This is a genomic window from Pseudonocardia sp. N23 (assembly GCF_002583555.1).
Classification (GTDB): Bacteria; Actinomycetota; Actinomycetes; order Mycobacteriales; family Pseudonocardiaceae; genus Pseudonocardia.
The window spans coordinates 85232-109754 of the sequence record NZ_BEGX01000045.1; the positions used below are offsets into that span (position 1 = coordinate 85232).

Below are 24523 nucleotides of genomic sequence, written 5' to 3' on the forward strand. Positions count from 1 at the left end.
GGGACGGGGATCATGGCCGCCGCGACCGGGGGACGACGACGGTGGCGAGGGGGGCCGCGGCGACCGGGACCGCGGCCGGCGCGGCCGCGACCGCCGCGGCCGTGGGCTCCGACCCGCCCAGGTCCCACACGAACCGGTCGCTCTCGAAGGCCTCCGCGTTGCGCAGCCGTCCGCGGAACCCGTGGTAGCGGGCCTGCGCCTCGACGGCCTCCAGGTCGACGAGCCCGTTCTTGAGGACCTGCGACATGTGCGCGCGCAGCAGGTCGAGCTTGGCCTCGACGAGCGTCGCGACGTCGATGTAGACCACGGGGGAGAAGTCGGTGGTGGTCGGGGACTCGTAGAGCAGCACCCGGCGGGCGCGGCGCGCGGCCGCCCGCACGGCGGCGGCGGTCGCGCGGTGGTCCTGGTGGGTGTCGAGGGGGGCGTGGGTGTAGACGAGATCGGCACCGCTCGCATCGATGGCGTCCTGTACGACGGTCACGGCCGAGCGGTCGGTGGGGACGGCGCAGTCACCGAACCCTCCCCAGCGCAGCGTCGCGCCCAGCAGCTCGGCGGCGTCCTCCTGCTCGCCGATGCGGGAGCGCGCGTCCTGCGGGCCCTGCTCGCCGGTCGTCATGACCAGGAGGGTGACCTCGTCGCCACGAGCACGGTGCGCGAGCAGGGCGCCGCCGCAGCCCAGCTCGATGTCGTCAGGGTGGGCACCCACCGCCAGCACTCGCATCCGTGAACCTCCTGCAGCACATGCACGTCGGGCTCCCCGACGGCGCACATCGTGGCGCCCGTACGGGGCCGTACGGACCCCGTGAACGGCACAACCCGGTTGTGCCTTCCGGACGATCCCGTACAGGTGGCGGTGCGCCGACACTGCTCGCCGGGCGGACGGCGCGTGCAGGTCGTCGCCCTTCCCGGCTCCGGACCGGGACAGCGGGCGTCGTCGGCGCTCCGCCCCTATCGAGAGGCTCACCATGAACAGGACAAGACCTCCGGCGTCCCGCGGACGCCGCATCGCCCGGTGCGTCGCGCTCGTCGCGCTCGTGCCGGCGATGGCCATCGCGAGTGCGGGCGCCGCGTTCGCGGACGTGTCGGCGGTGTCGGGCAGCGCGTTCGGCGAGAGCGTGAACGTCACCGTGCTCGGCACCGGCCTCGTGACCAGCGGCCCGCTCCCGACGGTCACGCTGCCCGCCCTGGGCAGCGCCGGCCCGGTCACCGACAACGCGGCGAACGTCTCGGTGCTCGGGCTGCTGAGCACCGGTGTGCTGAACGTCAGCACCCAGGGGGTGCCGGGGGCCACGGGTTCGGTGACCAGCTCGGCGACGGTTGCCAACCCGAAGGTCGGCCTGGCGATCGCCCCGGCCATCACGGCCGATGCGGTGGGCAGCACCTGCACGTCGAACTCGTCGGGCTCGACGGGTAGCACGACCATCGCGAACCTGCGGGTCCTCGGTGCGCCCGTCGACGTGTCGGCGGTCCCGAACACCGGCCTCAACGTGGCCAACGTCGGGATCCTCTACGTCAACGAGCAGGTCACGACGGGTTCGGGGGCGTCGACCGGGATCACCGTCAACGCGGTCCGGGTGACTCTCAACGCCGGGCTGGGCAATGGCACGATCATCATCGGCCAGTCCAAGTGCGCGGTCACCGGTGACGGCGTCGTCGTGCCGACGGGTGCCGTCGGCGGGGTGCTGCTCGCCGGCGTCGTCGCCGCCGGCTTCGGTGTCACGCAGGTGCGCCGTCGTCGCCGGGGTGAGCAGGCCTGATCCACGCCTGAACGGTTCGGCACCACGCCATCGGGTGCCGGCCCCGCTCTCGCGGGGCCGGCACTCGTTCTGCGGTGCAGATCGACGATCACGGATCCCGACCGGAAGCCGAACGCCATCATGTCCACGATCCACCGCGTCGTGATCGTCGACGATCACCGTATGCTCGGCGAGCTGCTCACCGAGTCCTTGTCGGCCGAGCCCGACCTGCGCGTGGCCGGGTACGCACCGAGCGCCGACGCAGACATCGAGGGGTTGCTCGGCCGGACCCGCCCCGACGTCGTCACCGTCGAGATCGCCGACTCCGGTGACGGCGCCGACCTGGTGGAGCGGATCGCCGCGGTGAGTCCACGGCCGCGGATCGTCGTGCTCACCGCGAGCACCGACCTCGCCCGGATGATCGCCGCGGCCCGCGCGGGGGCGGACGCGTGGCTGTCGAAGTCCGCCGGTTCGGCCGAGCTGGCTGCGACCGTCCGCGCCGTCTGCGCCGGTCACACCGTGTACCCGAGCGCGCAGCTGGGCGCGGTGCTGCGCGCCCTCGCGGGCGGGGGCGCCGACACGGGCGGCGAACCGCTGGGGGACCTGACACGCCAGGAACGCAGGGTGCTGCAGGGAATGGTCGACGGTGTCCGTGGGCCGGATCTGGCCGCTGCGCTGCACGTCTCCACGGGGACCGTGCGGTCCCACACGCGCAGGCTGTTCCTGAAGCTCGGCGTGCACAGTCGGCTCGAGGCCGTCCGGGTGGCGAGGGCAGCAGGTTTCCGGCCCGAACAGGCCCGGTCGGCAGAGTGACGGACCGTGACAGGGCGACGTGACTCCGGCGTGTGGCGGAAGATCGAAACCCTGTGTGGTGTAACGGTTACGCACAGTCGGACGATCCCCACTGCATGCGGAACGTCCCGGATGCCCACGCGGTGGTACCCGCCCAGCGGGACCGACGGTCCCGGCCCGAGGCCGGGGACGAGGTCCGTGAGCTGCGCGGGCTCGTCCACGACGTCGGTCACGGGCTCGCGACGCTGTCGCTGCTGATGGAGTCCGCGCGCACCGCCGACGGGCACGACGACCCGGCCCAGCGCGAGCACCTCCTCGCGCTGGTCGAGCAGGAGACCGCCCGGATGTCCGCGCTGCTGCACCGCTCCGGTTCCGGCACGGGCCGCGCCGAGCCGGTCATGCCACTGCTCGAGCGCGTCGTCACCCTCGCCGACCGCTCCCGCGCCGCCACCGTCGTGTTGTCCGGCGATCCCGGCCTGCCCAGGCTCGTCGACCCGGACGTCTTGTGGCGCATCGTCTCCAACCTCGTCGACAACGCTGCGCGGGCCACCGGCGCCGGCGGCACCGTCGAGGTCGACGCCTCCGCGCTGCCCGGCTCCCGGATCGGGACGCGTGGCCGTGGCGCCGCGCTCGTGATCGACGTCGTCGACGACGGACCCGGGTTCGGCGAGGGCCCCGCGGGGGTCGCGAGCCTCGGCCTGGGTGTGGTGCGCCGGCTCGTCGCGTCGTGCGGCGGGCACCTCGACATCACCGCGGGCCCGTCCGGCCGGGGCACCCGTGTGCGCGTCACGCTGCCCGACGCCACCCGCGCCCGCCGGGCACCCCGGCCCGCGCCCCGGCTCGTGCACGGCACCGGGACGAGATGACCCGGGAGCCCGCCCCCGCCCAGGGCGGCGTCGACGACGTCGTCCTGTGCGACGACCACCCGATCTTCGCCGACGCCCTGGCCATGGTCCTCACCGCGCGGGGTGTGACGGTCCGCGAGGTCGTCCTCGCCGCCTCCGACGTCCTTCCCGCGGTCCGCCGCCACCGTCCCAGGGTGTGCGTGATCGACCGACACCTCGGACCCGACGACGGCCTCGACCTCATCGCCGGGATCGTCGCCGCCGGCACCGGGACCCAGGTCCTGGTGCTCAGCGGCGACCGCGACCCCACGACGGCCCACTGTGCCGTCGAGGCGGGGGCGGCCGGGTTCGTCAGCAAGACCGCCGGGGTCGCCGCGCTGGTCGACGCGGTCCGCGCCGTGCTCGGCGGGTCCGACGTCGTCGACGTGCTCCCGGTGCCCCGCACCCCGGGCGACGCCGAGGCGCACCGGCTCGCGGCGCACCTCACCCCTCGCGAGCGGGAGTGCCTCGAGCTCATCGTCGACGGGCTGGGGACGCGGGCGATCACCGAGCGGCTCGGCGTCTCCGCAGCGACCGTGCGCACCTACGTGCAGAGCGTGCTCACCAAGCTCGGGGTGCACTCGCGGCTGGAGGCCGCGTCGTTCGCGGTCCGCCACGACCTGCTCCGGCATGCCCGCTGACCGTCGGCCCCCCGTGGTGCGCCACCGGGCCCGGACGGGCCGCCTCGTCGTCGTGCTGGTGGCCCTCGCGTGCGCCGCGGTGGCGGTCGCCGGGCTGACCCGTACCGACGAGATCGCGATGCGCGTCGTCGCGCCCCTCACCGACGGCGGGCGCGACCGGCCGACGACGGACCGCCCCGAACCCGGCCGCCCCGAACCCGGCCGCCCCGAACCCGGCCGGCCGTCATCCGGGGGCCCGCGACCCACGCACAGCGGACAACCGGGACCCGACCCTGCCGCGGTCGTCGCCGACGAGGCCTACTGGGTGTCGACCGCTCAGCTGACGTGCACCGGCGACGGTGCCGGGGCGATCGCCGAGGCGCGCATCGTCGGCACCGGGCTCGTGTCGGTGCACCCGTACGAGGCCAACATCGGAGCCCGCGCCATGGTCGCCGCGGGCGGGCGCTACCTGCCGATGGTGCGCCGCTACGTCGACTGGTATCTCTCGCGGCTCAACTCGCCCGACACCGCGGGCGTCGACGGGACGGTCTACGACTACGACTACGACCCCGTGACCTGCGCGGGCCGCTTCCAGCAGCGCCCCGGGTCCCCGACGGTGCCCACCTACGACTCCACCGACGCCTACGCCGGGACGTTCCTCAGCCTCGTCGCCGCCTACGCCCGCGCCGATCCCGCCGGCGCCCCGGCGTCGCTGGGCACGCCCGCGATGCGCGACGGCCTGCGCCGGGTGGCCGACGCGATCGGCGCGACCCGGCGACCGTCCGGGCTGACCGCCGCCACCCCGACCTACGCCGCCGAGTACCTGCTCGACAACGTCGAGGCCCAGCAGGGGCTGACCGACTACGCGTGGTTGCTCGGCGCGGTGCTCGACGACCCCGCCGGCGCCGCCGCCCGCGGCGCGGAGGCCGCGGCGATGCGCGACGCGATCGAGGCCGTCCTGTGGACCGGCTCGCACACGCCGGGGCTCTACGCCGTCGCCGCCGACCACCTCGACCCGTCCTGGGCCGTCTGGTACCCCGACTCCCTCGCCCAGCTGTGGCCGATCATGGCCGGGCTCGGCGACGTGGACCGCAGGTCGGCGCTGTGGGCCGCGTTCTCGGCGCACTGGCCGGGCTGGGAGGACTCGATCCCGCAGTACGGGGCGGTCTCGCCGGACCACGACCCGAACGCCTCCGTCGCCCTCGCCGCGGCCCGCGCCGGCGACCGCGCGGCCGTCGACGCCTATCTGCGCTCGTCACAGACCCGGTGGGTGGAGGCCGGCAGGCCGCCGCCGTGGACGGTCGACGACTCCGGATTCCGGGCACTCGCGGCGCAGGTCGGCATCGGGGGCTGACCGGGGCGCGCCTAGGATCGGCGCACCATGAGTGAGAGCACGCAGGAGACGGTCCCCGCCGGCGGCCCGCTGGACGCCGCCACCCTCGACTCCGCCGCCGCCGCGGCCGAGCAGGCATTCGCCGCCGCGTCCGATCTCGCGGCGCTCACGGCCGTGCGGCCCGCCCACCTGGGCGACCGGGCGCCGCTGCTGCTCGCCCGTCGTGAGCTGGGGTCGTTGCCCGGGAAGGACCGCGCCGACGCGGGCAAGCGCGTCAACGCGGCGCGGGTGCGCGTGCAGGACGCCTACGACGCCCGCCGCGAGGTCCTCGTCGCCGAGCGCGACGCGCGCGTGCTCGTCGAGGAGTCGGTCGACGTCAGCCTGCCGTGGGACCGCGCCCCCCGCGGCGCCCGGCACCCCATCACCCAGCTCGGCGAGCAGATCGCCGACGTGTTCGTCGCGATGGGCTGGGAGGTCGCCGAGGGCCCCGAGGTCGAGGCGTCCTGGCTCAACTTCGACGCGCTGAACTTCGGCAAGGACCACCCGGCGCGCACCATGCAGGACACGTTCTACCTGCGGGAACGGCCCGACTCCACCGATACGTCGACGATGGTGCTGCGCACCCACACCTCGCCGGTGCAGATCCGTGCGCTGCTGGAACGCGAGCTGCCCGTCTACGTCGTGTGCCCGGGCCGCACCTTCCGCACCGACGAGCTCGACGCCACCCACACACCCGTGTTCAACCAGGTCGAGGGCCTCGCCGTCGACAAGGGGATCACGATGGCCCACCTCAAGGGCACACTCGACGCGTTCGCCCGCGCCATGTTCGGGCCTGCGTCGCGGACGCGGCTGCGCCCGTCGTACTTCCCCTTCACCGAGCCGTCGGCCGAGGTCGACGTCTGGTTCCCGGAGAAGAAGGGCGGCGCCGGCTGGGTCGAGTGGGGCGGCTGCGGCATGGTGAACCCGAACGTCCTGCTCTCGGCGGGGGTCGATCCGCAGGTCTACTCGGGCTTCGCGTTCGGCATGGGGCTGGAGCGCACGCTGCAGTTCCGCAACGGCCTGCCCGACATGCGCGACATGGTCGAGGGCGACGTCCGGTTCAGCCGGGCGTTCGGCGTCTGATCCCGACTTTTTGTAGAAACCACACAGGAGAAGTCGTGCGCGTCCCCGTGTCCTGGCTGACCGACCACGTCGACGGCGAGCTGCCGGCCGACGCCGACGAGATCGGCGAGGCGTTCGTGCGGGTCGGCCTCGAGATCGAGGAGATCCACCGGGCCCCCGAGATCACCGGGCCGCTCGTCGTCGGCCGGGTCCTCCAGATCACCGAGCTGACCGGGTTCAAGAAGCCGATCCGGTACTGCCGCGTCGACGTCGGGCCCGAGCAGAACGCCGCCGGCGACGACGGGGACACCGGGTCGCGCGGCATCGTCTGCGGCGCCCGGAACTTCGCCGCGGGTGACCTCGTGGTCGTGGCGCTGCCCGGCAGCGTCCTGCCGGGCGGGTTCGCGATCGCCGCGCGCAGCACCTACGGCCACGTCTCCGACGGCATGATCTCCTCGGCGAGCGAGCTCGGCATCGGCTCCGACCACTCCGGCATCCTCGTGCTGCCCGAGGGCACCGCCGATCCCGGCGACGACGCACGTCCCGTCCTGGGTCTCGACGACCCGGTGATCGAGCTGAACGTGACGCCCGACCGCGGGTACTGCTTCTCGGTGCGGGGCCTGGCCCGCGAGCTGGCCGCGTCGCTGGAGCGCGACTTCATCGACCCTGCCCGGGGCTCTGTGCCCGCCGACGCCGCGCCGTCGTGGCCGGTGCGTCTCGACGACGCCGAGGGCTGCCCGCGGTTCGTCGCGCGCCGCGTCTCCGGCGTCGCCCCGAACGCCCCGAGCCCGTGGTGGATGCGCCGCCGGCTGCTCGCCGCCGGCATGCGTCCGATCTCGCTGACGGTCGACGTCACGAACTACGTGATGATCGAGCTGGGCCAGCCGCTGCACGCATACGACGCCACCAAGCTGCAGGGCGACATCGTCGTGCGCCGGGCGCGGGCGGGGGAGAAGCTGCGCACGCTCGACGACGCGTTGCGCGTCCTCGACCCCGACGACCTGCTGATCACCGATGACTCCGGGCCCATCGGGCTCGCCGGGGTCATGGGTGGGGCGAGCACCGAGATCCCCGCCGAGCACGCCGAGGGCGCGACGATCGACGTGCTCATCGAGGCCGCGCACTTCGACCCGGCGACGATCGCCCGGGGCGCACGCCGGCACAAGCTGCCCAGCGAGGCGTCGCGGCGTTTCGAGCGGGCCGTCGACGCCCAGCTCCCGCCTGTCGCGGCCGAGCGCGCCGCGCAGCTGCTCGTCGAGCACGGTGGCGGCACGATCGTCGCCGGCCGTACCGACGTCGGCGCCGCTCCGGTGCCCGCGCCCGTGCAGATGCCGCTCGACCTGCCCGACCGCACCGCCGGGGTCGTGTACCCGCGTGGCGCGACGGTGCGCAGGCTCACCCAGATCGGGGCGAGCGTCGAGCTCGCGACCGGCGACGACGGCAAGGGTGCCGTCGTGGCGACGCCGCCGTCGTGGCGTCCCGACCTGACGATGCCGGCCGACCTGGTCGAGGAGGTGCTGCGCCTCGAGGGGCTCGACGTGATCCCGTCGGTCCTGCCCGCGGCCCCCGCCGGGCGCGGGCTCACCGCCGGCCAGCGCCGCAGGCGCGCCGTGTCGCGGGCGCTCGCCGAGGGCGGGTACGTCGAGGTGCTGCCGTTCCCGTTCGTCGGCGCCGGGGTGTGGGACGCGTTCGGACTCGCCGCCGACGACGTGCGCCGCCGCACCGTGACGGTGGTCAACCCGCTCGACGCCGAACGCAACACGCTGTCGACGACCCTGCTGCCCGGCCTGCTGGACACGTTGGTGCGCAACAGGTCCCGTGGACTCGACGATGTCGCGCTGTTCCACCTCGGCCAGGTCGTGCTCCCGCACGCGCAGCCCGTCGTGATGCCCGAGCCGGCGGTGCGGACGCGGCCGACCGACAACGAGTTCCGCCAGATCGACGCCGCGCTCCCGGCTCAGCCGATGCACGTCGCCGTCGTTCTCGCGGGCGAGCGCGAGCCGCGGGGCTGGTGGGGCGGCGGGCGCGAGGCGGGCTGGGCCGACGCCGTCGAGGCGGCGCGGCTGGTCGGCCGGGTGGCGGGCGTCGAGCTGCGGGTCACCAAGGGCGAGCTGGCGCCGTTCCACCCGGGGCGGACCGCGGTGCTGCGCGTCGGCGACTTCCCGGTCGGACACGCGGGCGAGCTGCACCCCCAGGTCGTGGAGGCGCTGGGTCTGCCGCCGCGGACGTGCGCGATGGAGCTCGACCTCGACCTGGTCCCGCTGGCCGACGTCCGGCCGGTGCCGCGGGTGTCGCCGTACCCGGCGGTGGCGGTCGACGTCGCGCTGGTCACGGCCGAGGACGTCCCGGTCGCCGACGTCGCCGACGCCCTGGAGGAGGGTGGCGGCGAGCTGCTGGAGGAGGTCCGGCTGTTCGACGTCTACAGCGGCGCCCAGGTGGGCGAGGGCCGGCGTTCGCTGGCGTTCTCGATGCGGTTCCGCGCCGACGACCGGACGCTCACCAGCGAGGAGGCCAACGCGGCCCGCGACGCGGCGGTGGCGCTGGCCGGCCGGCGCGTCGGGGCCGAGCTGCGCGCCTGACGGTGAGTGGCAGTGGTCGCCGTGGCGATCATCGCCATTCACGACCTCGGTGCCGCCGGACGTGACGCCCGAGCGCCGTTCCCGGGCCGCAGCCGGGTCAGACCGCGGCGGGGGTGGCGCGCCGGCGTGCCACCTCGTCGCGGACCAGCGGCGCGACCCGGGTGCCGAGCAGCTCGATGGCGTGCATGACGTCGGCGTGCGCGATGTCGCCGACGGCGAGCTGCAGCGCGATGCGGTCGTGGCCGAACATCTCGTGGTGGTGCAGCATCTTCTCCGCCACCCGCCCCGGCCCGCCGACGACGTAGGGGCCGTCGGTCGCCGTCGCGGCGTCGAACGCGGCCCGGTTGGTCGGGCTCCAGCCGCGTTCGCGGCCGATCCGGTTCATCGTCCGCGAGTGCGGCGGGTAGTACACATCGGCGGCCTGGGCGTCGGTGTCGGCGACGAACCCGTGCATGTTGAGCGACATCGGTGTCGCCGTGTCCTGCCCCGACTCGGCCAGGGCGCGGCGGAACAGATCGGCGAACGGCACGAAGCGGTCGGGGCTGCCGCCGATGATGGCGAGCGCCATCGGCAGCCCGAGCGTCCCGGCGCGGACCACCGACTGCGGGTTGCCGCCGACGGCCACCCACACCGGCAGCGGGTCCTGCACCGGCCGGGGGAACACGGGCTGGTCGGTGAGCGCGGGGCGGTGCCGCCCCGACCAGGTCACCCGCGGCTTGTCGCGGACCGCGAGCAGCAGGCCGAGCTTCTCGGCGAACAGGTCGTCGTAGTCGGCGAGGTCGTGGCCGAACAGCGGGAACGACTCCACGAACGAGCCGCGGCCCGCCATGACCTCCGCGCGGCCCCCGGAGAGCAGGTCGAGCGTCGCGAAGCTCTGGAAGACCCGGACCGGGTCGTCGCTGCTCAGCACGGTGACGGCGCTGGAGAGCCGGATGCGAGAGGAGCGTTCGGCGCCGGCGGCGAGGACCATCGCGGGGGCGGAGGCGAGGTAGTCGGCGCGGTGGTGCTCGCCGACGCCGAACATGTCGAGCCCGACCTGGTCGGCCAGCGCGATCTGCTCGACGGTCTCCCGCAGCCGCTGCGCCGGCGGCACGTCGTGCGACGCGTCCGCGAAGGTGGTGACGCCGATCTCCATGCCCGCAGCAAGTCGCCGCGGCACGTGGCTTGTTCCGGTGAGGCTCTGCGAAGCTGGCCACATGACGACCGGACACGACGACCCGATGGTGATCGACGTCTGGGCCGACGTCGTCTGCCCGTTCTGCTACCTCGGGCACGCTGCCCTCGACCGGGCGGTCGGGGGGTTCGCACACGGCGACGCCGTCGACGTCCGGTACCGCAGCTTCCAGCTCGCCCCCGACCTGCCCGAGGACACGGCCGTACCCGTCGCCGAGTACCTCGCGGCCAAGGGGATGGTGGGCCGCGGGGCCGACGAGATGCACGACCGGATCGTCGCGCAGGGCGCCGCGCTCGGGCTCGAGTACCGGTTCGACCGGGCGCTCATGGCCAACACCCGGGCGGCCCACCGGATGGTGCACCTCGCCGGGGAGTCGCAGCGGTCGGCGGCGATGGTCGAACGGCTCTACCGCGCGCAGTTCGCCGAGGGCGCCCGCGTCGGCGACCACGACGTCCTGGTCGGGCTGGCCGCCGAGGCCGGGGTGGAGGCCGGCGCGGCGCGCGACGTGCTCGACGGGCGCAGGTTCGACACCGAGATCGACGACGACATCGTCCGCGCCGCGAAGCTCGGCGTCACCGGAGTGCCGTTCGTCGTCCTCGGCGGGACGCACGCGGTGTCCGGTGCGCAGCCGGTCGAGCTGTTCGGCAAGGCCCTCGACGCGGCGTGGGAGGCCCGCGACCAGGCGTGACGCGCCCCCGGGGACCGGGCCTCAGCCGTCCTCCCCGCGGCGGTGGGGTGGCACCAGGCCGACGGCGACGGCGATGCGGTTGAAGACGATCGGCAGGACGATCCACACCGCGAAGCTCCAGGCGTGCAGGAGCGGGAAGAACGGGATCGACAGCAGGAACCCTGCGCCGGTCAGCGCCATGCTGATCCAGCCACGCCGCGACAGCGACCCCGGCGTCCCCTCGACGAACAGGTCGCGCGTCGACATCCGGGAGACCATGACGGCGAGCACGAAGAGCAGGAGCGCCTGGGCGAGGGAGTACAGGCCGAAGCGGATCCAGGTGATGTCATCGCCCTCGCGGATGACCTCGGTGAGGAACGGCGTCAGCACGATCAGCAGCAGCCACACGAGATTGAGCAGCACCAGCGGCCGGTCCGCCCGCCCGACGTAGCGGAAGACGCGGTGGTGGGCCGCCCAGTGGTTCGCGATGGCGACGAAGCTGATCAGGAACGTGATGTAGGCGAAGGACTCCTCGCCGAGGCTGTGCAGGAACTGGGTGTCGGTGTCGCCCTCGGGGACGGGCAGCTCGATGGCGAGCAGCGTGATCGCGATCGCGACGACGGCGTCGGAGAAGAACGCGAGCCGCTCGGCCGCGCTGCGCGCGATCTCGGCGGCGATGGTGGTCCGCCGTCCGGTCTCCGCCGCGGCGTGCGCAGCGGCCCCGATACCGGCCTCGGCACGGGCCTCGGCTGTAGGCTCTGCCGCCCCCTCTGACGTCATGGACCCGGAGAGTAGTGATCGCCCGGGCGGTGCCGGAAGACGTTCACAGGTGCTTGAGCGCTTCCTTGCGCGACAGCGGTGACAGCCCCGGGTGGGCGTCGACGAAGGCCCGCACCCAGCCGGGGTCGGTGCGGGCGTGCTGGCGCAGCGCCCAGCCGATGCCCTTGCGCAGGAAGAAGTCCCGGTCGTCGATGCTCGCCTCGATCGCGTCGGTGAGCAGGTCGAGGTCGGTGTCGGCCTTGGACTGCAGCTGGCAGATGATCGACGTGCGGCGCAGCCACGGATCGGGATCCGTGGACCACGAGACGACGACGGGGCGCAGCGGGCCGGGGTGCGCACGCAGCAGCGGCCCGACGCGGCGGGACGCGATCTCGTCGACGTGGTCCCACCACGCTCCGGTGACGATCCAGTGCCGCAGCCGCGGTACCCACGACGGGTCAACGAGCCGGGCGTAGCGGCGGTGCCCGACGAGCCCGGTGGCGAGGTAGCGCTCCTCGCGCCGCGTGGCGCCGTCCCACAGCGCGTCGGCCGTGGGACCGACATCGTCGTCGGCGAGCGGGTGCGCGTCGACGAGTGAGCGCAGCAGCGTCTCCCGCGCGGGGGCGGGGACGCCGTGGAAGGGCATCTCCGACTTCATGTACCGCTGCATGGCGGCCGCGGCCGCGGGCTCGCCGAGGGCGGCGAGCCCCGCGCGGGCGGCGGCGACCAGGTCGGTGCAGGCGTCCGTCACGTGGCGCACACTACGGCCGGGCACCGACGGAACCTCGTTGCATCGCCATTCGGGAGCGTGCATAATCATCCATGTGATTCGGGCAGCAGTGGCAGGAGCGAGCGGGTACGCGGGAGGCGAGCTGCTCCGGCTGCTCCTCACCCACCCCGACGTCGAGATCGGCACCCTCACCGCGGGCGGCAACGCCGGCGCACGACTGGGGGAGCTGCAGCCGCACCTGCTCCCGCTCGCCGACCGCGTCCTCGCCGAGACCACACGTGAGAACCTCGCCGGGCACGACGTCGTCTTCCTCGCTCTCCCACACGGGCACTCCGCGGCGATCGCCGCCGAGCTGGGTGACGAGACGCTCGTCGTCGACTGCGGCGCCGACCACCGGCTCGCCGACTCCGACGCTTGGGACCGCTGGTACGGCGGCGAGCACGCAGGCCACTGGCCCTACGGCCTGCCGGAGCTGCCCGGCGCCCGCGACGCGCTGCAGGGCGCCACGCGGGTCGCCGTCCCCGGCTGCTACCCGACGGTCTCCAGTCTCGCGCTCGTCCCGGCGCTGGTCGCAGGCCTGATCGAGCCCGACGTCGTCATCACCGCGGTCACCGGCACCTCCGGCGCGGGCAAGTCCCTCAAGCCGCACCTGCTCGGCGCCGAGGTCATGGGATCGCTGTCGGCCTACGGCGTCGGCGGTGTGCACCGGCACACCCCGGAGATCACGCAGAACCTCTCCGCGGCGTGCGGCGGCCCGGTCTCGGTGAGCTTCACCCCGATCCTCGCGCCCCTGCCGCGCGGCATCCTCGCCTCCTGCTCCGCCCCGCTCGCGGGTGACGTCGCGGGCGCCGCCGACGCGGTGCGCGAGGCCTACGAGAAGGCCTACGCCGACGAGCCGTTCGTGCACCTGCTGCCCGCGGGCCAGTGGCCGACGACGGGCGCGACGCTGGGGTCCAACATGGTCACCCTCCAGGTCGCGGTCGACGCCGACGCCCGTCGTGTCGTCGTCGTCGGCGCCATCGACAACCTGGCCAAGGGCACCGCGGGCGCGGCCGTGCAGTGCATGAACATCGCTCTCGGACTGCCGGAGACGGCCGGCCTGCCGCTCGCCGGCGTCGCTCCCTGATCCGCTCGCTCCCCGAAGGACTCCCGACATGACCGTCACCACCCCGGGCGGGTTCCGGGCCGCAGGCGTCGCCTCCGGCATCAAGACCGCCGAGAAGCTCGACCTGGCACTCGTCGTCAACGACGGGCCGCACCACCACGCCGCCGGCGTCTTCACCCGCAACAAGGTCAAGGCCGCGCCCGTCCTGTGGTCCGAGCAGGTCCTCGGCACCGGCTCGCTGCGCGCGGTCGTCCTCAACTCCGGCGGCGCCAACGCCTGCACCGGACACGAGGGCTTCCAGGTCGCGCACGCCACGGCCGAGAAGGCGGCCGAGGTACTGGGCTGCGGCGCGATCGAGGTCGCCGTCTGCTCCACCGGCCTCATCGGCAAGCAGCTGCCCCGCGACACCGTGCTCGCGGGCGTCGAGAAGGCCGCGGGCGTGCTCGACGCGACCGAGGCGGCGTCGCTGGCCGCCGCCACCGCGATCATGACGACCGACACCGTCGCCAAGCAGGCGGCCCACGCCGACCCGGCGGGCTGGAGCGTCGGCGGGTTCACCAAGGGCGCCGGGATGATCGCGCCGTCGATGGCCACCATGCTGTCGGTGCTCACCACCGACGCCGTCGTCGATCCGGCCGACCTCGACCCCGCCCTGCGCGCCGCCGTCCGGGTCAGCTTCGACCGCCTCGACGTCGACGGCTCGATGTCCACCAACGACACCGTCCTGCTGCTCGCGTCCGGCGCGTCCGGCGTGACCGTCGGCGCCGCCGCGCTCACCGACGCGCTCACCGCCGTGTGCCGCGACCTCGCCCGGCAGATGCAGGCCGACGCCGAGGGCGTCACCAAGCGGATCGTGGTCCGGGTCGGCGGCGCCCGCACCGAGGACGAGGCCGTCGTCGTCGCCCGCACCGTCGCCCGTGACTCGCTGGTGAAGACCGCGCTGTTCGGCTCCGACGGCAACTGGGGCCGCATCGCGGCCGCCGTCGGCTACTCCGACGCACACGTCGACCCCGACCGCATCGACATCACGATCAACGGCACGCTGCTCTGCTCCGGCGGGGTCGCCGCGGGCGGGCGCACCGACGCCGACCTCTCCGGCGAGGACATCGTCGTCGACATCGCACTCGGCCTGGCCGACGGCGAGGCGGAGATCCTCACGACCGACCTGTCGCACGCCTACGTCGAGGAGAACAGTGCCTACCCCTCCTGAGGCCGGCCGCAGCACCGCCGCCGCGCGCCTCGAGCACGCCGGGGAGAAGGCCGCGGTGCTGGCCGAGGCACTGCCGTGGCTGCAGCGGTTCCACGGCAGGGTCGTCGTCGTCAAGTACGGCGGGAACGCCATGATCGACGAGGAGCTGAAGCAGGCCTTCGCCCAGGACATGGTGTTCCTGCGTCTCGCCGGCATCCACCCCGTCGTCGTGCACGGCGGCGGCCCGCAGATCAGCGCGATGCTCGCCCGGCTGGGCCTGCCGGGGGAGTTCCGCGGCGGGCTGCGGGTCACCACACCCGAGACGGTCGACGTCGTGCGCATGGTGCTCGTCGGCCAGGTCGGGCGTGAGCTCGTCGGGCTGATCAACCAGCACGGCCCCTACGCCGTCGGCCTCTCCGGCGAGGACGCCGGGATGTTCACCGCGGAGAAGCGCACCGCGCTCGTCGGCGGCGAAGAGGTCGACATCGGCCTGGTCGGCGACGTCGTGTCGGTCAACCCCGACGCGGTCCTCGACATCGTCGCCGCCGGGCGCATCCCCGTCGTCGCGGGCGTGGCGCCCGACGTCGACGGGCAGGTCTACAACATCAACGCCGACAGTGCCGCCGCGGCGCTGGCCGGTGCCCTCGACGCCGCGAAGCTCGTGGTGCTCACCGACGTCGAGGGCCTGTACGCGAACTACCCCGATCCCGAGTCGATCATCAGCGAACTGACCGCCGACCAGCTGGAGCCCATGCTCCCGGCGCTGGAGAGCGGGATGGCGCCGAAGATGGAGGCCTGCCTGCGGGCGGTGCGCGACGGGGTCGGCCAGGCACACGTGATCGACGGGCGGGTACCGCACTCGGTGCTGCTCGAGGTGTTCACGTCCGATGGAGTCGGAACGATGGTGATCCCATGACCGAGGCAGGATCGACGCGGGCCTACACCGACAGGTGGCAGGCCACGATGATGAACAACTACGGCACCCCGCCGCTCGCGCTGGTGCGCGGCGAGGGCGCCGAGGTCTGGGACGCCGACGGCCGTCGCTACCTGGACCTGTTGGGCGGCATCGCCGTCAACGCGCTGGGCCACGCCCACCCGGCCGTCGTCGAGGCCGTCACCCGCCAGGTGTCGACGCTCGGCCACACCTCGAACCTCTACGTCAACGAGCCGGCCCTGGCCCTGGCGGAGAAGCTCGTCGAGCTGCTGGGTGTCCCCGGCGCGCGGGTGCTGTTCGGCAACTCCGGGGCCGAGGCGAACGAGGCCGCGTTCAAGATCGCGCGGCGCACGGGTCGGCCGCACGTCGTCGCCGCGGAGAACGCGTTCCACGGCCGCACGATGGGGGCCCTCGCGCTCACCGGCCAGCCCGCCAAGCGGGCCCCGTTCGAGCCGCTCGTGCCGGGCGTCTCGCACGTCCCCTACGGCGACGTCGACGCCCTCGACAAGGCCGTGGACTCCGACACCGCCGCCGTCGTCCTCGAGCCGGTCATGGGCGAGGCCGGCGTGGTCATCCCGCCCGACGGTTACCTGAGGGCCGCGCGCGACATCACCGCCGAGCGGGGTGCACTCCTGGTCCTCGACGAGGTGCAGACCGGCATCGGCCGCACCGGCGCCTGGTTCGCCCACCAGCCCCTCGGCATCGTCCCCGATGTCGTGACGCTGGCGAAGGGCCTCGGCGGCGGGCTGCCGATCGGCGCCTGCATCGGCGTCGGGGCGGCCGCGGACCTGCTCGAACCCGGCCACCACGGCACGACGTTCGGCGGCAACCCGGTCAGCTGCGCCGCCGCGCTCGCCGTGATCTCGACGATCGTCTCCGAGGGCCTGCTCGAGCACGTGACCCGCATCGGCAAGGAGATCGCCGCCGGCGTCGAGGGGCTCGGGCACCCGCTGGTCGACCACGTCGACGCCGCGGGGCTGCTCGTCGGCATCGCGCTGACGAAGCCGGTGTCGGCCGACGTCGCCACCGCGGCGCGCGACGCCGGGTTCCTCGTCAACAACGCCGTGCCCGACCGGGTGCGTCTCGCCCCGCCGCTGGTGCTCACCGAGGCCCAGGCGGGCGAGTTCGTCGCGGCGTTCCCGGCGATCCTGGACGGGGTGCAGGCATGAGCGGCCTGCGCCACCTGCTGCGCGACGACGACCTGACCCACGACGAGCAGCGTGAGGTCCTCGACCTCGCCGACGCGATGAAGGGCGACCGCTACGGGTACCACCCGCTCGCGGGCCCCCGCTCGGTCGCGGTGATCTTCGACAAGGCCTCGACCCGGACCCGGGTGTCGTTCGAGGTCGGCATCGCCGAGCTCGGCGGCAACCCCCTGATCATGGACGCGGGCACCAGCCAGCTCGGCCGTGGCGAGACGATCGCCGACACCGCCCGCGTGCTGTCGCGCTATGTCGACGCCATCGTCTGGCGCACCGGCGCGCAGGACCGGATCGAGGAGATGGCGGCGGCGGCGACGGTCCCGGTCGTCAACGCGCTGACCGACGAGTTCCACCCCTGCCAGGTGCTGGCCGACCTGCAGACGGTCCGGGAACGCCACGGCCGCCTCGCCGGGCTGACGCTGACCTACTTCGGCGACGGCGCCAACAACATGGCGCACTCGCTGCTGCTCGGCGGCGCGACCGCGGGTCTGCACGTGCGGATCGCCGCCCCCGACGGGTTCGCGCCGAACCCGCAGTTCCTCGCCGACGCCAAGGCCCGGGCCGCCGACACGGGCGGCAGCGTCGACGTCATCGCCGACCCGTACGTCGCCGCCGACGGTGCCGACGTCATGGTCACCGACACCTGGGTCTCGATGGGCCAGGAGAACGACGGCCTCGACCGGGCGGGTCCCTTCCGCGGGATGCAGCTCAACGCCGCGCTGATGGCCCGCGCCGCGGACACGGCGATCGCGATGCACTGCCTGCCCGCGCACCGCGGCCACGAGATCACCGACGAGATCCTCGACGGCACCGCGTCGGCCGTGTGGGACGAGGCCGAGAACCGGTTGCACGCCCAGAAGGCGCTGCTGACCTGGCTGATCGACCGATCCCAGCCGGATCGATGACGGCGGCGCGCAGCGGCGCCGCGTCACGACCGGCCCGGCAGGCCCGGATCGCCGAGCTGATCCGGGACCGCGCCGTGCACAGCCAGACCGAGCTGCTCGGCCTGCTGGAGGCCGACGGCATCGCCACCACGCAGGCGACGCTGTCGCGCGACCTCGACGAGCTGGGCGCGGTGAAGCTGCGCGGTGCCGACGGCGGAACGGCGAAGTACGTCATCCCCGACGACGGGAGCCCGGTGCGCGGCGTCGAGGGCGGCACCGCCCGGCTGGCGCGGCTGCTGGGGGAGGTGCTCGTGTCCGCCGACGCGAGTGGCAACCTGGCGGTGCTGCGCACCCCGCCGGGCGCGGCCCAGTACCTTGCGAGCGCGCTCGACCGCGCGGCGCTCGGTGATGTCGTCGGCACGATCGCGGGCGACGACACCCTCCTGGTGGTGGCCCGCGAGCCGCTCACCGGGGCCCAGCTCGTCGAACGCCTGCGCGAACTCTGAACACTGCGCGAACCTGATTTCCGAGAAGGAGCACCAACCCGTGAGCAAGGTCCTGACGTCCCTCCCCATGGGCGAGCGCATCGGCATCGCCTTCTCCGGAGGCCTCGACACGTCGGTGGCGGTCGCCTGGATGCGCGACAAGGGCGGGATCCCGTGCACCTACACCGCCGACCTCGGCCAGTACGACGAGCTCGACATCTCCGGCGTGCCGACCCGTGCGCGGCAGTACGGCGCCGAGATCGCCCGCGCCGTCGACATCAAGCCGCAGCTGGTCGCCGAGGGACTGGCGGCGCTCGCGTGCGGCGCCTTCCACATCCGGTCCGGTGGCCGCACGTACTTCAACACGACGCCGCTGGGCCGCGCCGTCACCGGCACGCTTCTGGTGCGCGCGATGCAGGCCGACGACGTCAACATCTGGGGTGACGGCTCGACCTTCAAGGGCAACGACATCGAGCGGTTCTACCGCTACGGCCTGCTGGCCAACCCCGAGCTGCGGATCTACAAGCCGTGGCTCGACGCCGACTTCGTCGAGGAGCTCGGCGGGCGCGACGAGATGAGCCGCTGGCTCACCGCGCACGACCTGCCCTACCGCGACTCGGCCGAGAAGGCCTACTCCACCGACGCCAACATCTGGGGCGCCACGCACGAGGCCAAGACCCTCGAGCACCTCGACGTGTCGCTGGAGACCGTCGAGCCGATCATGGGCGTCAAGTTCTGGGACCCGGCCGTCGAGATCGGCACCGAGGACGTCGCGATCACCTTCGAGGCCGGCTACCCCGTCGCGATCAACGGCAAGCGCTTCGCCGACGACGTCGCCCTCGTCCTGGAGGCCAACGCGATCGGTGGCCGCCACGGCCTGGGCATGTCCGACCAGATCGAGAACCGGATCATCGAGGCCAAGTCGCGCGGCATCTACGAGGCGCCCGGCATGGCCCTGCTGTTCATCGCCTACGAGCGGCTGATCAACGCGATCCACAATGAGGACACGGTCGCGAACTATCACAACGAGGGCCGCAAGCTGGGCCGGCTGCTCTACGAGGGCCGCTGGCTCGACCCGCAGGCGCTGATGGTCCGCGAGTCGGTGCAGCGCTGGATCGCGTCGCTGGTCACGGGCACCGTCACGCTGCGGCTGCGCCGTGGCGACGACTACTCCGTCATCGACACCCAGGGCGAGGGCTTCTCCTACCACCCGGAGCGGCTGTCGATGGAGCGCGTCGAGAACGCCGCGTTCGGGCCGACCGACCGCATCGGCCAGCTCACGATGCGCAACCTCGACATCGCAGACTCCCGCGCAAAGCTGGAGGCCTACGCGGGCCAGCCGCAGGACCAGGGCACGGTGCTGGTCGAGCACGGCACGCTGTTCGGAGAGCTGCCCGCGGGCGGCTTCGACTCGATCGCGACGGACAGCGACGCGGCCGACGCCGTGGAGCCCGAGGCGGAGCGCTCCCTCGACGAGGCCGCGCTCGAAGCGGGGACCGACTGATGGCCCTGTGGGGTGGCCGCTTCGAGGGCGGCCCGGCCGACGCGCTGGCCGCCCTGAGCAAGTCCACGCAGTTCGACTGGCGCCTCGCGCCGTACGACCTGCGGGCGTCGATGGCCCACACGCGCGTGCTGCACGCCGCGCGCCTGCTGTCCGACGACGAGCTCGCCGGCATGCTCGACGCGCTCACCGAGCTGGCCTCCGACGTCGACACCGGGGCGTTCGGCCCCGCCCCCGACGACGAGGACGTCCACTCGGCCCTGGAGCGCGGCCTCATCGAGCGCGCGGGTCCCGACCTCGGCGGCAAGTTGCGCGCCGGCCGGTCCCGCAACGACCAGGTGGCGACGCTGTTCCGGATGTGGCTGCGCGACGCCGCCCGCCGGGTCGCCGCGGGTGTCGTCGACGTCGTCGACGCGCTGGTCGCGCAGGCCGCCGCGCACCCCGACGCCCCGATGCCCGGCCGCACCCACCTGCAGCACGCCCAGCCGGTGCTGTTGGGCCACCATCTCGCCGCGCATGCGCACGCGCTGCTGCGCGACGTCGACCGGCTGCGTGACTGGGACCGGCGCACCGCGGTGTCGCCGTACGGCTCGGGCGCGCTGGCGGGGTCGTCACTCGGTCTCGACCCGGAGGCCGTGGCCGCCGAGCTCGGCTTCACCGGCAGCGCCGCGAACTCGATCGACGGGACCGCGTCACGCGACTTCGCCGCCGAGGCCGCGTTCGTGCTGGCGATGGTCGCGGTCGACCTGTCGCGGATCGCCGAGGAGGTCATCCTCTGGGCGACCGCGGAGTTCTCCTACGTCACCCTCGACGACGCGTTCTCCACCGGCAGCTCGATCATGCCGCAGAAGAAGAACCCCGACGTCGCGGAGCTGGCGCGCGGCAAGGCGGGCAGGCTCATCGGCAACCTGGCCGGGCTGCTGGCCACGCTGAAGGGCCTGCCGCTCGCGTACAACCGGGACCTGCAGGAGGACAAGGAGCCGCTGTTCGACTCCGTCGAGCAGCTCGACCTGCTCCTGCCCGCGGTCGCCGGCATGATCGCGACGCTCGTCTTCCACACCGAGCGCCTCGCGGAGCTGGCCCCGGCCGGGTTCACGCTGGCGACCGACGTCGCCGAGTGGCTCGTCCGCCAGGGCGTGCCGTTCCGTGTCGCGCACGAGGCCGCGGGGGGCTGCGTCCGCGCGGCCGAGGCCCGCGGCGCCGGACTGGAGGACCTGACCGACGACGAGCTCGCCGCCGTGCACCCCGCACTGTCGCCGCAGGTCCGCGAGGTACTGACGGTGGCCGGGTCGATCGCCTCCCGCGATGCGCGTGGCGGGACGGCGGGGGAGCGGGTGGCCGAGCAGCTGGACGAGCTGCGTACCGCCGTCGCCGCGGCCCGTGACTGGGTGGCGTCCTGACCGGTCGGAGAGGGCGGTGAGCGGTGCGGGCGATCACACGTCGTCAGCACCGGTCACCCGTGCCGAGCTCACGGCCGACGTGCTCGACGTGGCGCCCCGGCTGCTCGGCACCGTGCTGGCGGCCGACACCCCCGACGGCCCCGTCGCGGTGCGGATCGTCGAGGTGGAGGCCTACCGCGCCGCCGACGACCCCGCCTCCCACAGCTACCGCGGCCGCACGCCGCGCACCGCCGTGATGTGGGGTCCGGCCGGCCATCTGTACGTGTACTTCGTCTACGGCATGCACTTCTGCGCGAACGTGAGCTGCCTCCCCGACGGTCAGGCGGGCGCGGTGCTGCTGCGGGCGGGGGAGGTCGTGTCGGACCTGGGGGTCGCGCGGTCGCGGCGCCCGACGGCGCGCCGCGACGACGACCTCGCCCGCGGACCGGCCCGGCTCGCGTCGCTGATGGGCTTGCGCAAGGAGCACAACGGGATCGACGTGACCGACGCGGCGTCGTCCGTGCGGTTGCTCACGGGTGAGCGGATCCCGGCCGAGCGGGTGGCGACGGGCCCCCGGGTGGGGGTGGCCGCGGCCGCCGACCTGCCGTGGCGGTTCTGGGACCGTGACTCGCGTGCCGTGAGCCCCTACCGGCCGGGACGCGTGCGCGACCCTCACTCGATCGCGCCTGGACGGTTACAATAGGTTAGCCTAACCTGACCAGGTGATCGTCCGATTCCTGCGCACACGCGCACTATGTCTGCCCGTCATCGCCACCTCGCTGGTCGCGCTGCTCGTCCTGGCCGCGTGCGGCTCCGGGTCCTCCGGGGGTTCGTCGACTCCGACGACAGGTGGATCGGGCGGCACGTTCCCCGCGACGGTCACCCACAAGTTCGGGACGACGACCGTCCCGGCCGCCCCACAGCGCGTCGTCTCCCTCGGGTACACCGACCAGGACGCGATCCTCGCGCTCGGTGTCGTGCCCGTCGGCGTCCGTGAGTTCACCGGCGACCAGCCGTCGGCCACCTGGCCGTGGGCGCAGCCGAAGCTGGACGGGCAGACCCCCACGGTCCTGCCCGTCGGCGACGTGTCGACGGAGGCCATCGCGGCGCTGCGCCCCGACCTCATCGTCGGCATCTCGGCGGGTCTGACCCAGGAGACCTACGCGACCTACTCGAAGATCGCGCCGACGATCGCGCAGCCGGCCGGCTTCGTCGACTACGGCACCCCGTGGCAGGACGCCACCACGCTCACCGGCAAGGCGCTGGGCAAGACCGCGGAGGCGGACAAGCTCATCGCCGACACCGACGCCGGGTTCGTCACCGCGAAGTCGACGTACCCCGCGCTGGTGGGCAAGTCGGTCGCCGCGGTCCGCCCGAGCAGCGCCGACAACGCGAGCTTCTTCGTCTGGGGCTCGCAGGACCTGCGCGGTCGGTTCCTCGAGTCGCTCGGCATGACGATCCCCGCCGAGTTCGACACCCTCGCCGGCTCGAACTTCTACGCGACGATCAGCACCGAGCAGCTGAGCAAGCTCGACCAGGCCGACGTCGTCGTGCTGGTCACGGCGTCCGCGCAGGAGCGCCAGGCATTCGAGTCCCTGCCGGGGTACGGCAACCTGAAGGCCGTCCAGCAGAACAAGATCATCGTCCTCGACGACGACGAGTCCGCCGCACTCTCGTTCAGCAGCGTGCTGAGCCTGCCGTCGGTGCTCGAGACCCTTCCGGCCAAGCTGGCCACCGCGGCGGGCTGATCCCGCCACCACAGTCCTCGACGGCCCACCGGTGCCCGGCTGCCGACCCCGGCGGCCGGGCACCGTCCTGTTCGGGAAGGATCGACGACGTGAGCACGCACATCCTCGACGAGCTGGAGTGGCGCGGTCTGATCGCGCAGACGACGGACCGCGACGCGCTGGGCAAGGACCTCTCCGGGCCGGAGCCGCTGACGCTGTACTGCGGGTTCGACCCGACGGCACCGAGCCTGCACGCCGGGAACCTCGTCCCCCTGCTCACGCTGCGCCGGTTCCAGCAGGCGGGCGCCCGGCCCATCGTGCTGGCCGGAGGCGCGACCGGGATGATCGGCGACCCCCGCGACCAGGGTGAACGCGCGCTCAACACGGCCGAGGTCGTCGCCGACTGGGCGGGCCGCATCCGCGGCCAGCTGGAGCGGTTCGTCGAGTTCGACGGGTCACCGACCGGGGCGACGATCGTCGACAACCTGGACTGGACCGGGCCGCAGTCCGTGCTCGAGTTCCTCCGCGATGTCGGCAAGCACTTCTCGGTCAACGTGATGCTTGCCCGCGAGACGGTCAAGCGCCGGCTCGAGGGGGAGGGGATGTCGTACACGGAGTTCTCCTACCTGCTCCTGCAGTCGCAGGACTATCTACGGCTCTACCGCGAGCAGGGCTGCCGGCTGCAGATCGGCGGGTCCGACCAGTGGGGCAACATCGTCGGCGGGGTGGAGCTGATCCGCCGCGTCGAGGGCGGCTCCGCCCACGCGTTGACCACCCCGCTGGTCACCGACTCCGCCGGGCGCAAGTTCGGCAAGTCCACCGGGGGCGGCAACATCTGGCTCGACCCGGCGATGACCTCGCCGTACGCCTGGTACCAGTACTTCGTGAACGTCGCGGACGCCGACGTGGGCAAGTACCTGCGGCTGTTCACGTTCCTGTCGCAGGAGGAGATCGCCGAGCTCGACCGCGACGTCGCCGAGCGGCCGCATCTGCGCGCTGGTCAACGCCGGCTGGCCGAGGAGCTGACGACGCTCGTCCACGGGGAGCACCACACCCACCAGGTGGTCGCGGCGAGCCAGGCGCTGTTCGGCCGGGGTGAGCTGACGGGACTCGACGCGTCGACACTCGACGCGGCCATGGCGGAGGTACCGACGACCGCCTTCGGCCTCGACGCCCCTCCCACGATCCTGGACCTGTTGTGCGACAGCGGGTTGGCGGAGAGCCGCAGCGCCGCGCGGCGCGCGGTCAAGGAGGGGGGCGCCTACGTCAACAACGCGAAGGTGACCGACGAGGAGTGGATTCCGGCCGCTGCTGATCTTCTCGACGGCGGCTGGCTCGTCCTTCGCCGCGGGAAGCGGAACTTGGCCGGTGCCCGCGAATCTGGCCGCTGACCTGGGCGGATGCCAAAAAGGGACCCCCCCTGAAAAGGGGGTTTCGGGCTCGTGTAACTTTCTCCAAGTCGCCACGGCGGGCAGCACGACAGACCGGGACGGTTCTCCGGACCAGAGTCAGCCCCCAGAACGGCGACAATCTCCGTCAAGGACGAACACTTCGGTGTCGGCCGAACGGGCGTGGGACGAGCGGGGTTGACCTCGCGACTCGGACCATGTAGCATAAGAAAGTTGCTCCGGACACGGTCCGCATGGCAACTGACAGAAAATGCCCCGGACGTTACCTTGTCGGTGATCATGGTGTGCGGGTGTCTTTTGAGAACTCAACAGTGTGTCGAGCTTGTTTTTGAA

Annotated in this window: 23 protein-coding genes; 19 read left to right on the forward strand and 4 right to left on the reverse strand. The window is 73.3% G+C overall.

Annotated elements, in window-relative coordinates; all coding sequences use genetic code 11:
* Positions 1-10 precede the first annotated feature (10 nt).
* Positions 11-721, reverse strand: a complete 711-nt coding sequence (locus tag TOK_RS12500) for a PIG-L deacetylase family protein (protein ID WP_098958006.1) — start codon at positions 719-721, stop codon at positions 11-13.
* A 244-nt stretch (positions 722-965) separates the two neighbouring features.
* Here TOK_RS12500 and TOK_RS32585 point away from each other — a divergent pair, with 244 nt between their 5' ends.
* The 7 genes from TOK_RS32585 to pheT all read left to right on the forward strand — a co-directional run bounded on the left by TOK_RS32585 (position 966) and on the right by pheT (position 9045).
* Positions 966-1757, forward strand: a complete 792-nt coding sequence (locus tag TOK_RS32585) for a choice-of-anchor P family protein (RefSeq protein ID WP_172457545.1) — start codon at positions 966-968, stop codon at positions 1755-1757.
* 120 nt (positions 1758-1877) lie between these two features.
* The gene (locus tag TOK_RS12510) at positions 1878-2549 is read left to right on the forward strand and encodes a response regulator transcription factor (RefSeq protein ID WP_098958008.1); all 672 of its coding nucleotides are present in this window, start codon (positions 1878-1880) and stop codon (positions 2547-2549) included.
* A 95-nt stretch (positions 2550-2644) separates the two neighbouring features.
* Complete coding sequence (locus TOK_RS12515) at positions 2645-3394, forward strand: sensor histidine kinase KdpD (protein ID WP_098958009.1); 750 nt, start codon at positions 2645-2647, stop codon at positions 3392-3394.
* Positions 3391-4053 (forward strand): response regulator transcription factor, encoded by a 663-nt coding sequence (locus TOK_RS12520; RefSeq protein ID WP_098958010.1) that lies wholly within the window; start codon positions 3391-3393, stop codon positions 4051-4053. The genes TOK_RS12515 and TOK_RS12520 overlap by 4 nt, the downstream gene beginning before the upstream one ends.
* A 13-nt stretch (positions 4054-4066) precedes the next feature.
* A complete protein-coding gene (locus tag TOK_RS12525) occupies positions 4067-5386 on the forward strand; it encodes a hypothetical protein (RefSeq protein ID WP_098958011.1) in 1320 nt (439 codons plus the stop codon).
* A gap of 27 nt (positions 5387-5413) precedes the next feature.
* Complete coding sequence (gene pheS / locus TOK_RS12530; RefSeq protein ID WP_098958012.1) at positions 5414-6487, forward strand: phenylalanine--tRNA ligase subunit alpha; 1074 nt, start codon at positions 5414-5416, stop codon at positions 6485-6487.
* Between the two features lie 35 nt (positions 6488-6522).
* A complete protein-coding gene (pheT, locus tag TOK_RS12535; RefSeq protein ID WP_098958013.1) occupies positions 6523-9045 on the forward strand; it encodes a phenylalanine--tRNA ligase subunit beta in 2523 nt (840 codons plus the stop codon).
* 97 nt (positions 9046-9142) lie between these two features.
* Here pheT and TOK_RS12540 read toward each other — a convergent pair whose 3' ends face one another.
* Positions 9143-10180, reverse strand: a complete 1038-nt coding sequence (locus TOK_RS12540; protein ID WP_098958014.1) for an LLM class flavin-dependent oxidoreductase — start codon at positions 10178-10180, stop codon at positions 9143-9145.
* 61 nt (positions 10181-10241) lie between these two features.
* Here TOK_RS12540 and TOK_RS12545 point away from each other — a divergent pair, with 61 nt between their 5' ends.
* On the forward strand, positions 10242-10907 hold the full coding sequence (locus tag TOK_RS12545) for a DsbA family oxidoreductase (RefSeq protein ID WP_172457546.1): 666 nt from the start codon (positions 10242-10244) through the stop codon (positions 10905-10907).
* Positions 10908-10928: 21 nt separating this feature from the next.
* Here the strand turns inward: TOK_RS12545 and TOK_RS12550 are convergent, their stop codons facing one another.
* Together TOK_RS12550 and TOK_RS12555 are read right to left on the reverse strand one after the other, a co-directional pair.
* Positions 10929-11666 carry a TMEM175 family protein gene (locus tag TOK_RS12550; RefSeq protein ID WP_098958016.1) on the reverse strand — a complete coding sequence of 246 codons (738 nt, stop codon included), beginning with the start codon at positions 11664-11666 and terminating at the stop codon, positions 10929-10931.
* 43 nt (positions 11667-11709) lie between these two features.
* Positions 11710-12396 (reverse strand): DNA alkylation repair protein, encoded by a 687-nt coding sequence (locus TOK_RS12555; protein WP_172457539.1) that lies wholly within the window; start codon positions 12394-12396, stop codon positions 11710-11712.
* 67 nt (positions 12397-12463) lie between these two features.
* Between TOK_RS12555 and argC the strand changes: the two genes are divergently transcribed.
* From argC to tyrS, 11 genes are all read left to right on the forward strand, one after another.
* Positions 12464-13501 carry an N-acetyl-gamma-glutamyl-phosphate reductase gene (gene argC / locus TOK_RS12560; protein WP_253258350.1) on the forward strand — a complete coding sequence of 346 codons (1038 nt, stop codon included), beginning with the start codon at positions 12464-12466 and terminating at the stop codon, positions 13499-13501.
* A 28-nt stretch (positions 13502-13529) separates the two neighbouring features.
* Entirely contained in the window at positions 13530-14690 is a 1161-nt protein-coding gene (gene argJ / locus TOK_RS12565) for a bifunctional glutamate N-acetyltransferase/amino-acid acetyltransferase ArgJ (RefSeq protein ID WP_098958019.1), read from the forward strand.
* Positions 14674-15585, forward strand: coding sequence for an acetylglutamate kinase (gene argB / locus TOK_RS12570; RefSeq protein ID WP_098958020.1), 912 nt, complete (start codon positions 14674-14676; stop codon positions 15583-15585). The genes argJ and argB overlap by 17 nt, the downstream gene beginning before the upstream one ends.
* A complete protein-coding gene (locus TOK_RS12575; protein ID WP_098958021.1) occupies positions 15582-16772 on the forward strand; it encodes an acetylornithine transaminase in 1191 nt (396 codons plus the stop codon). Before argB ends, TOK_RS12575 begins: the two co-directional genes overlap by 4 nt.
* Positions 16769-17710, forward strand: a complete 942-nt coding sequence (gene argF / locus TOK_RS12580; RefSeq protein WP_098958022.1) for an ornithine carbamoyltransferase — start codon at positions 16769-16771, stop codon at positions 17708-17710. The genes TOK_RS12575 and argF overlap by 4 nt, the downstream gene beginning before the upstream one ends.
* Positions 17707-18195 carry an arginine repressor gene (locus TOK_RS12585; RefSeq protein ID WP_098958023.1) on the forward strand — a complete coding sequence of 163 codons (489 nt, stop codon included), beginning with the start codon at positions 17707-17709 and terminating at the stop codon, positions 18193-18195. The genes argF and TOK_RS12585 overlap by 4 nt, the downstream gene beginning before the upstream one ends.
* Positions 18196-18235: 40 nt before the next feature.
* Positions 18236-19678, forward strand: coding sequence for an argininosuccinate synthase (gene argG, locus TOK_RS12590; RefSeq protein ID WP_098958024.1), 1443 nt, complete (start codon positions 18236-18238; stop codon positions 19676-19678).
* Positions 19678-21075: an argininosuccinate lyase gene (argH, locus tag TOK_RS12595; RefSeq protein WP_098958025.1), complete on the forward strand. Its 1398-nt coding sequence runs from the start codon at positions 19678-19680 to the stop codon at positions 21073-21075. The genes argG and argH overlap by 1 nt, the downstream gene beginning before the upstream one ends.
* A gap of 16 nt (positions 21076-21091) precedes the next feature.
* Entirely contained in the window at positions 21092-21757 is a 666-nt protein-coding gene (locus TOK_RS12600) for a DNA-3-methyladenine glycosylase (protein WP_253258349.1), read from the forward strand.
* Positions 21758-21776: 19 nt separating this feature from the next.
* A complete protein-coding gene (locus tag TOK_RS12605) occupies positions 21777-22802 on the forward strand; it encodes an iron-siderophore ABC transporter substrate-binding protein (RefSeq protein WP_098958026.1) in 1026 nt (341 codons plus the stop codon).
* Positions 22803-22891: 89 nt separating this feature from the next.
* Entirely contained in the window at positions 22892-24172 is a 1281-nt protein-coding gene (gene tyrS, locus TOK_RS12610; protein WP_098958027.1) for a tyrosine--tRNA ligase, read from the forward strand.
* Positions 24173-24523 lie beyond the last annotated feature (351 nt).

Coding starts and splice junctions, on each gene's coding strand:
- argH (WP_098958025.1), top strand. CDS start 19,678: ATGGCCCTGTGGGGTGGCCGCTTCGAGGGCGGCCCGGCCGACGCGCTG.
- TOK_RS12515 (WP_098958009.1), top strand. CDS start 2,645: ATGCGGAACGTCCCGGATGCCCACGCGGTGGTACCCGCCCAGCGGGAC.
- TOK_RS12500 (WP_098958006.1), bottom strand. CDS start 721: ATGCGAGTGCTGGCGGTGGGTGCCCACCCTGACGACATCGAGCTGGGC.
- argJ (WP_098958019.1), top strand. CDS start 13,530: ATGACCGTCACCACCCCGGGCGGGTTCCGGGCCGCAGGCGTCGCCTCC.
- TOK_RS32585 (WP_172457545.1), top strand. CDS start 966: ATGAACAGGACAAGACCTCCGGCGTCCCGCGGACGCCGCATCGCCCGG.
- TOK_RS12545 (WP_172457546.1), top strand. CDS start 10,242: ATGACGACCGGACACGACGACCCGATGGTGATCGACGTCTGGGCCGAC.
- TOK_RS12575 (WP_098958021.1), top strand. CDS start 15,582: ATGACCGAGGCAGGATCGACGCGGGCCTACACCGACAGGTGGCAGGCC.
- TOK_RS12520 (WP_098958010.1), top strand. CDS start 3,391: ATGACCCGGGAGCCCGCCCCCGCCCAGGGCGGCGTCGACGACGTCGTC.
- TOK_RS12550 (WP_098958016.1), bottom strand. CDS start 11,666: ATGACGTCAGAGGGGGCGGCAGAGCCTACAGCCGAGGCCCGTGCCGAG.
- TOK_RS12585 (WP_098958023.1), top strand. CDS start 17,707: ATGACGGCGGCGCGCAGCGGCGCCGCGTCACGACCGGCCCGGCAGGCC.
- TOK_RS12510 (WP_098958008.1), top strand. CDS start 1,878: ATGTCCACGATCCACCGCGTCGTGATCGTCGACGATCACCGTATGCTC.
- argF (WP_098958022.1), top strand. CDS start 16,769: ATGAGCGGCCTGCGCCACCTGCTGCGCGACGACGACCTGACCCACGAC.
- pheS (WP_098958012.1), top strand. CDS start 5,414: ATGAGTGAGAGCACGCAGGAGACGGTCCCCGCCGGCGGCCCGCTGGAC.
- TOK_RS12540 (WP_098958014.1), bottom strand. CDS start 10,180: ATGGAGATCGGCGTCACCACCTTCGCGGACGCGTCGCACGACGTGCCG.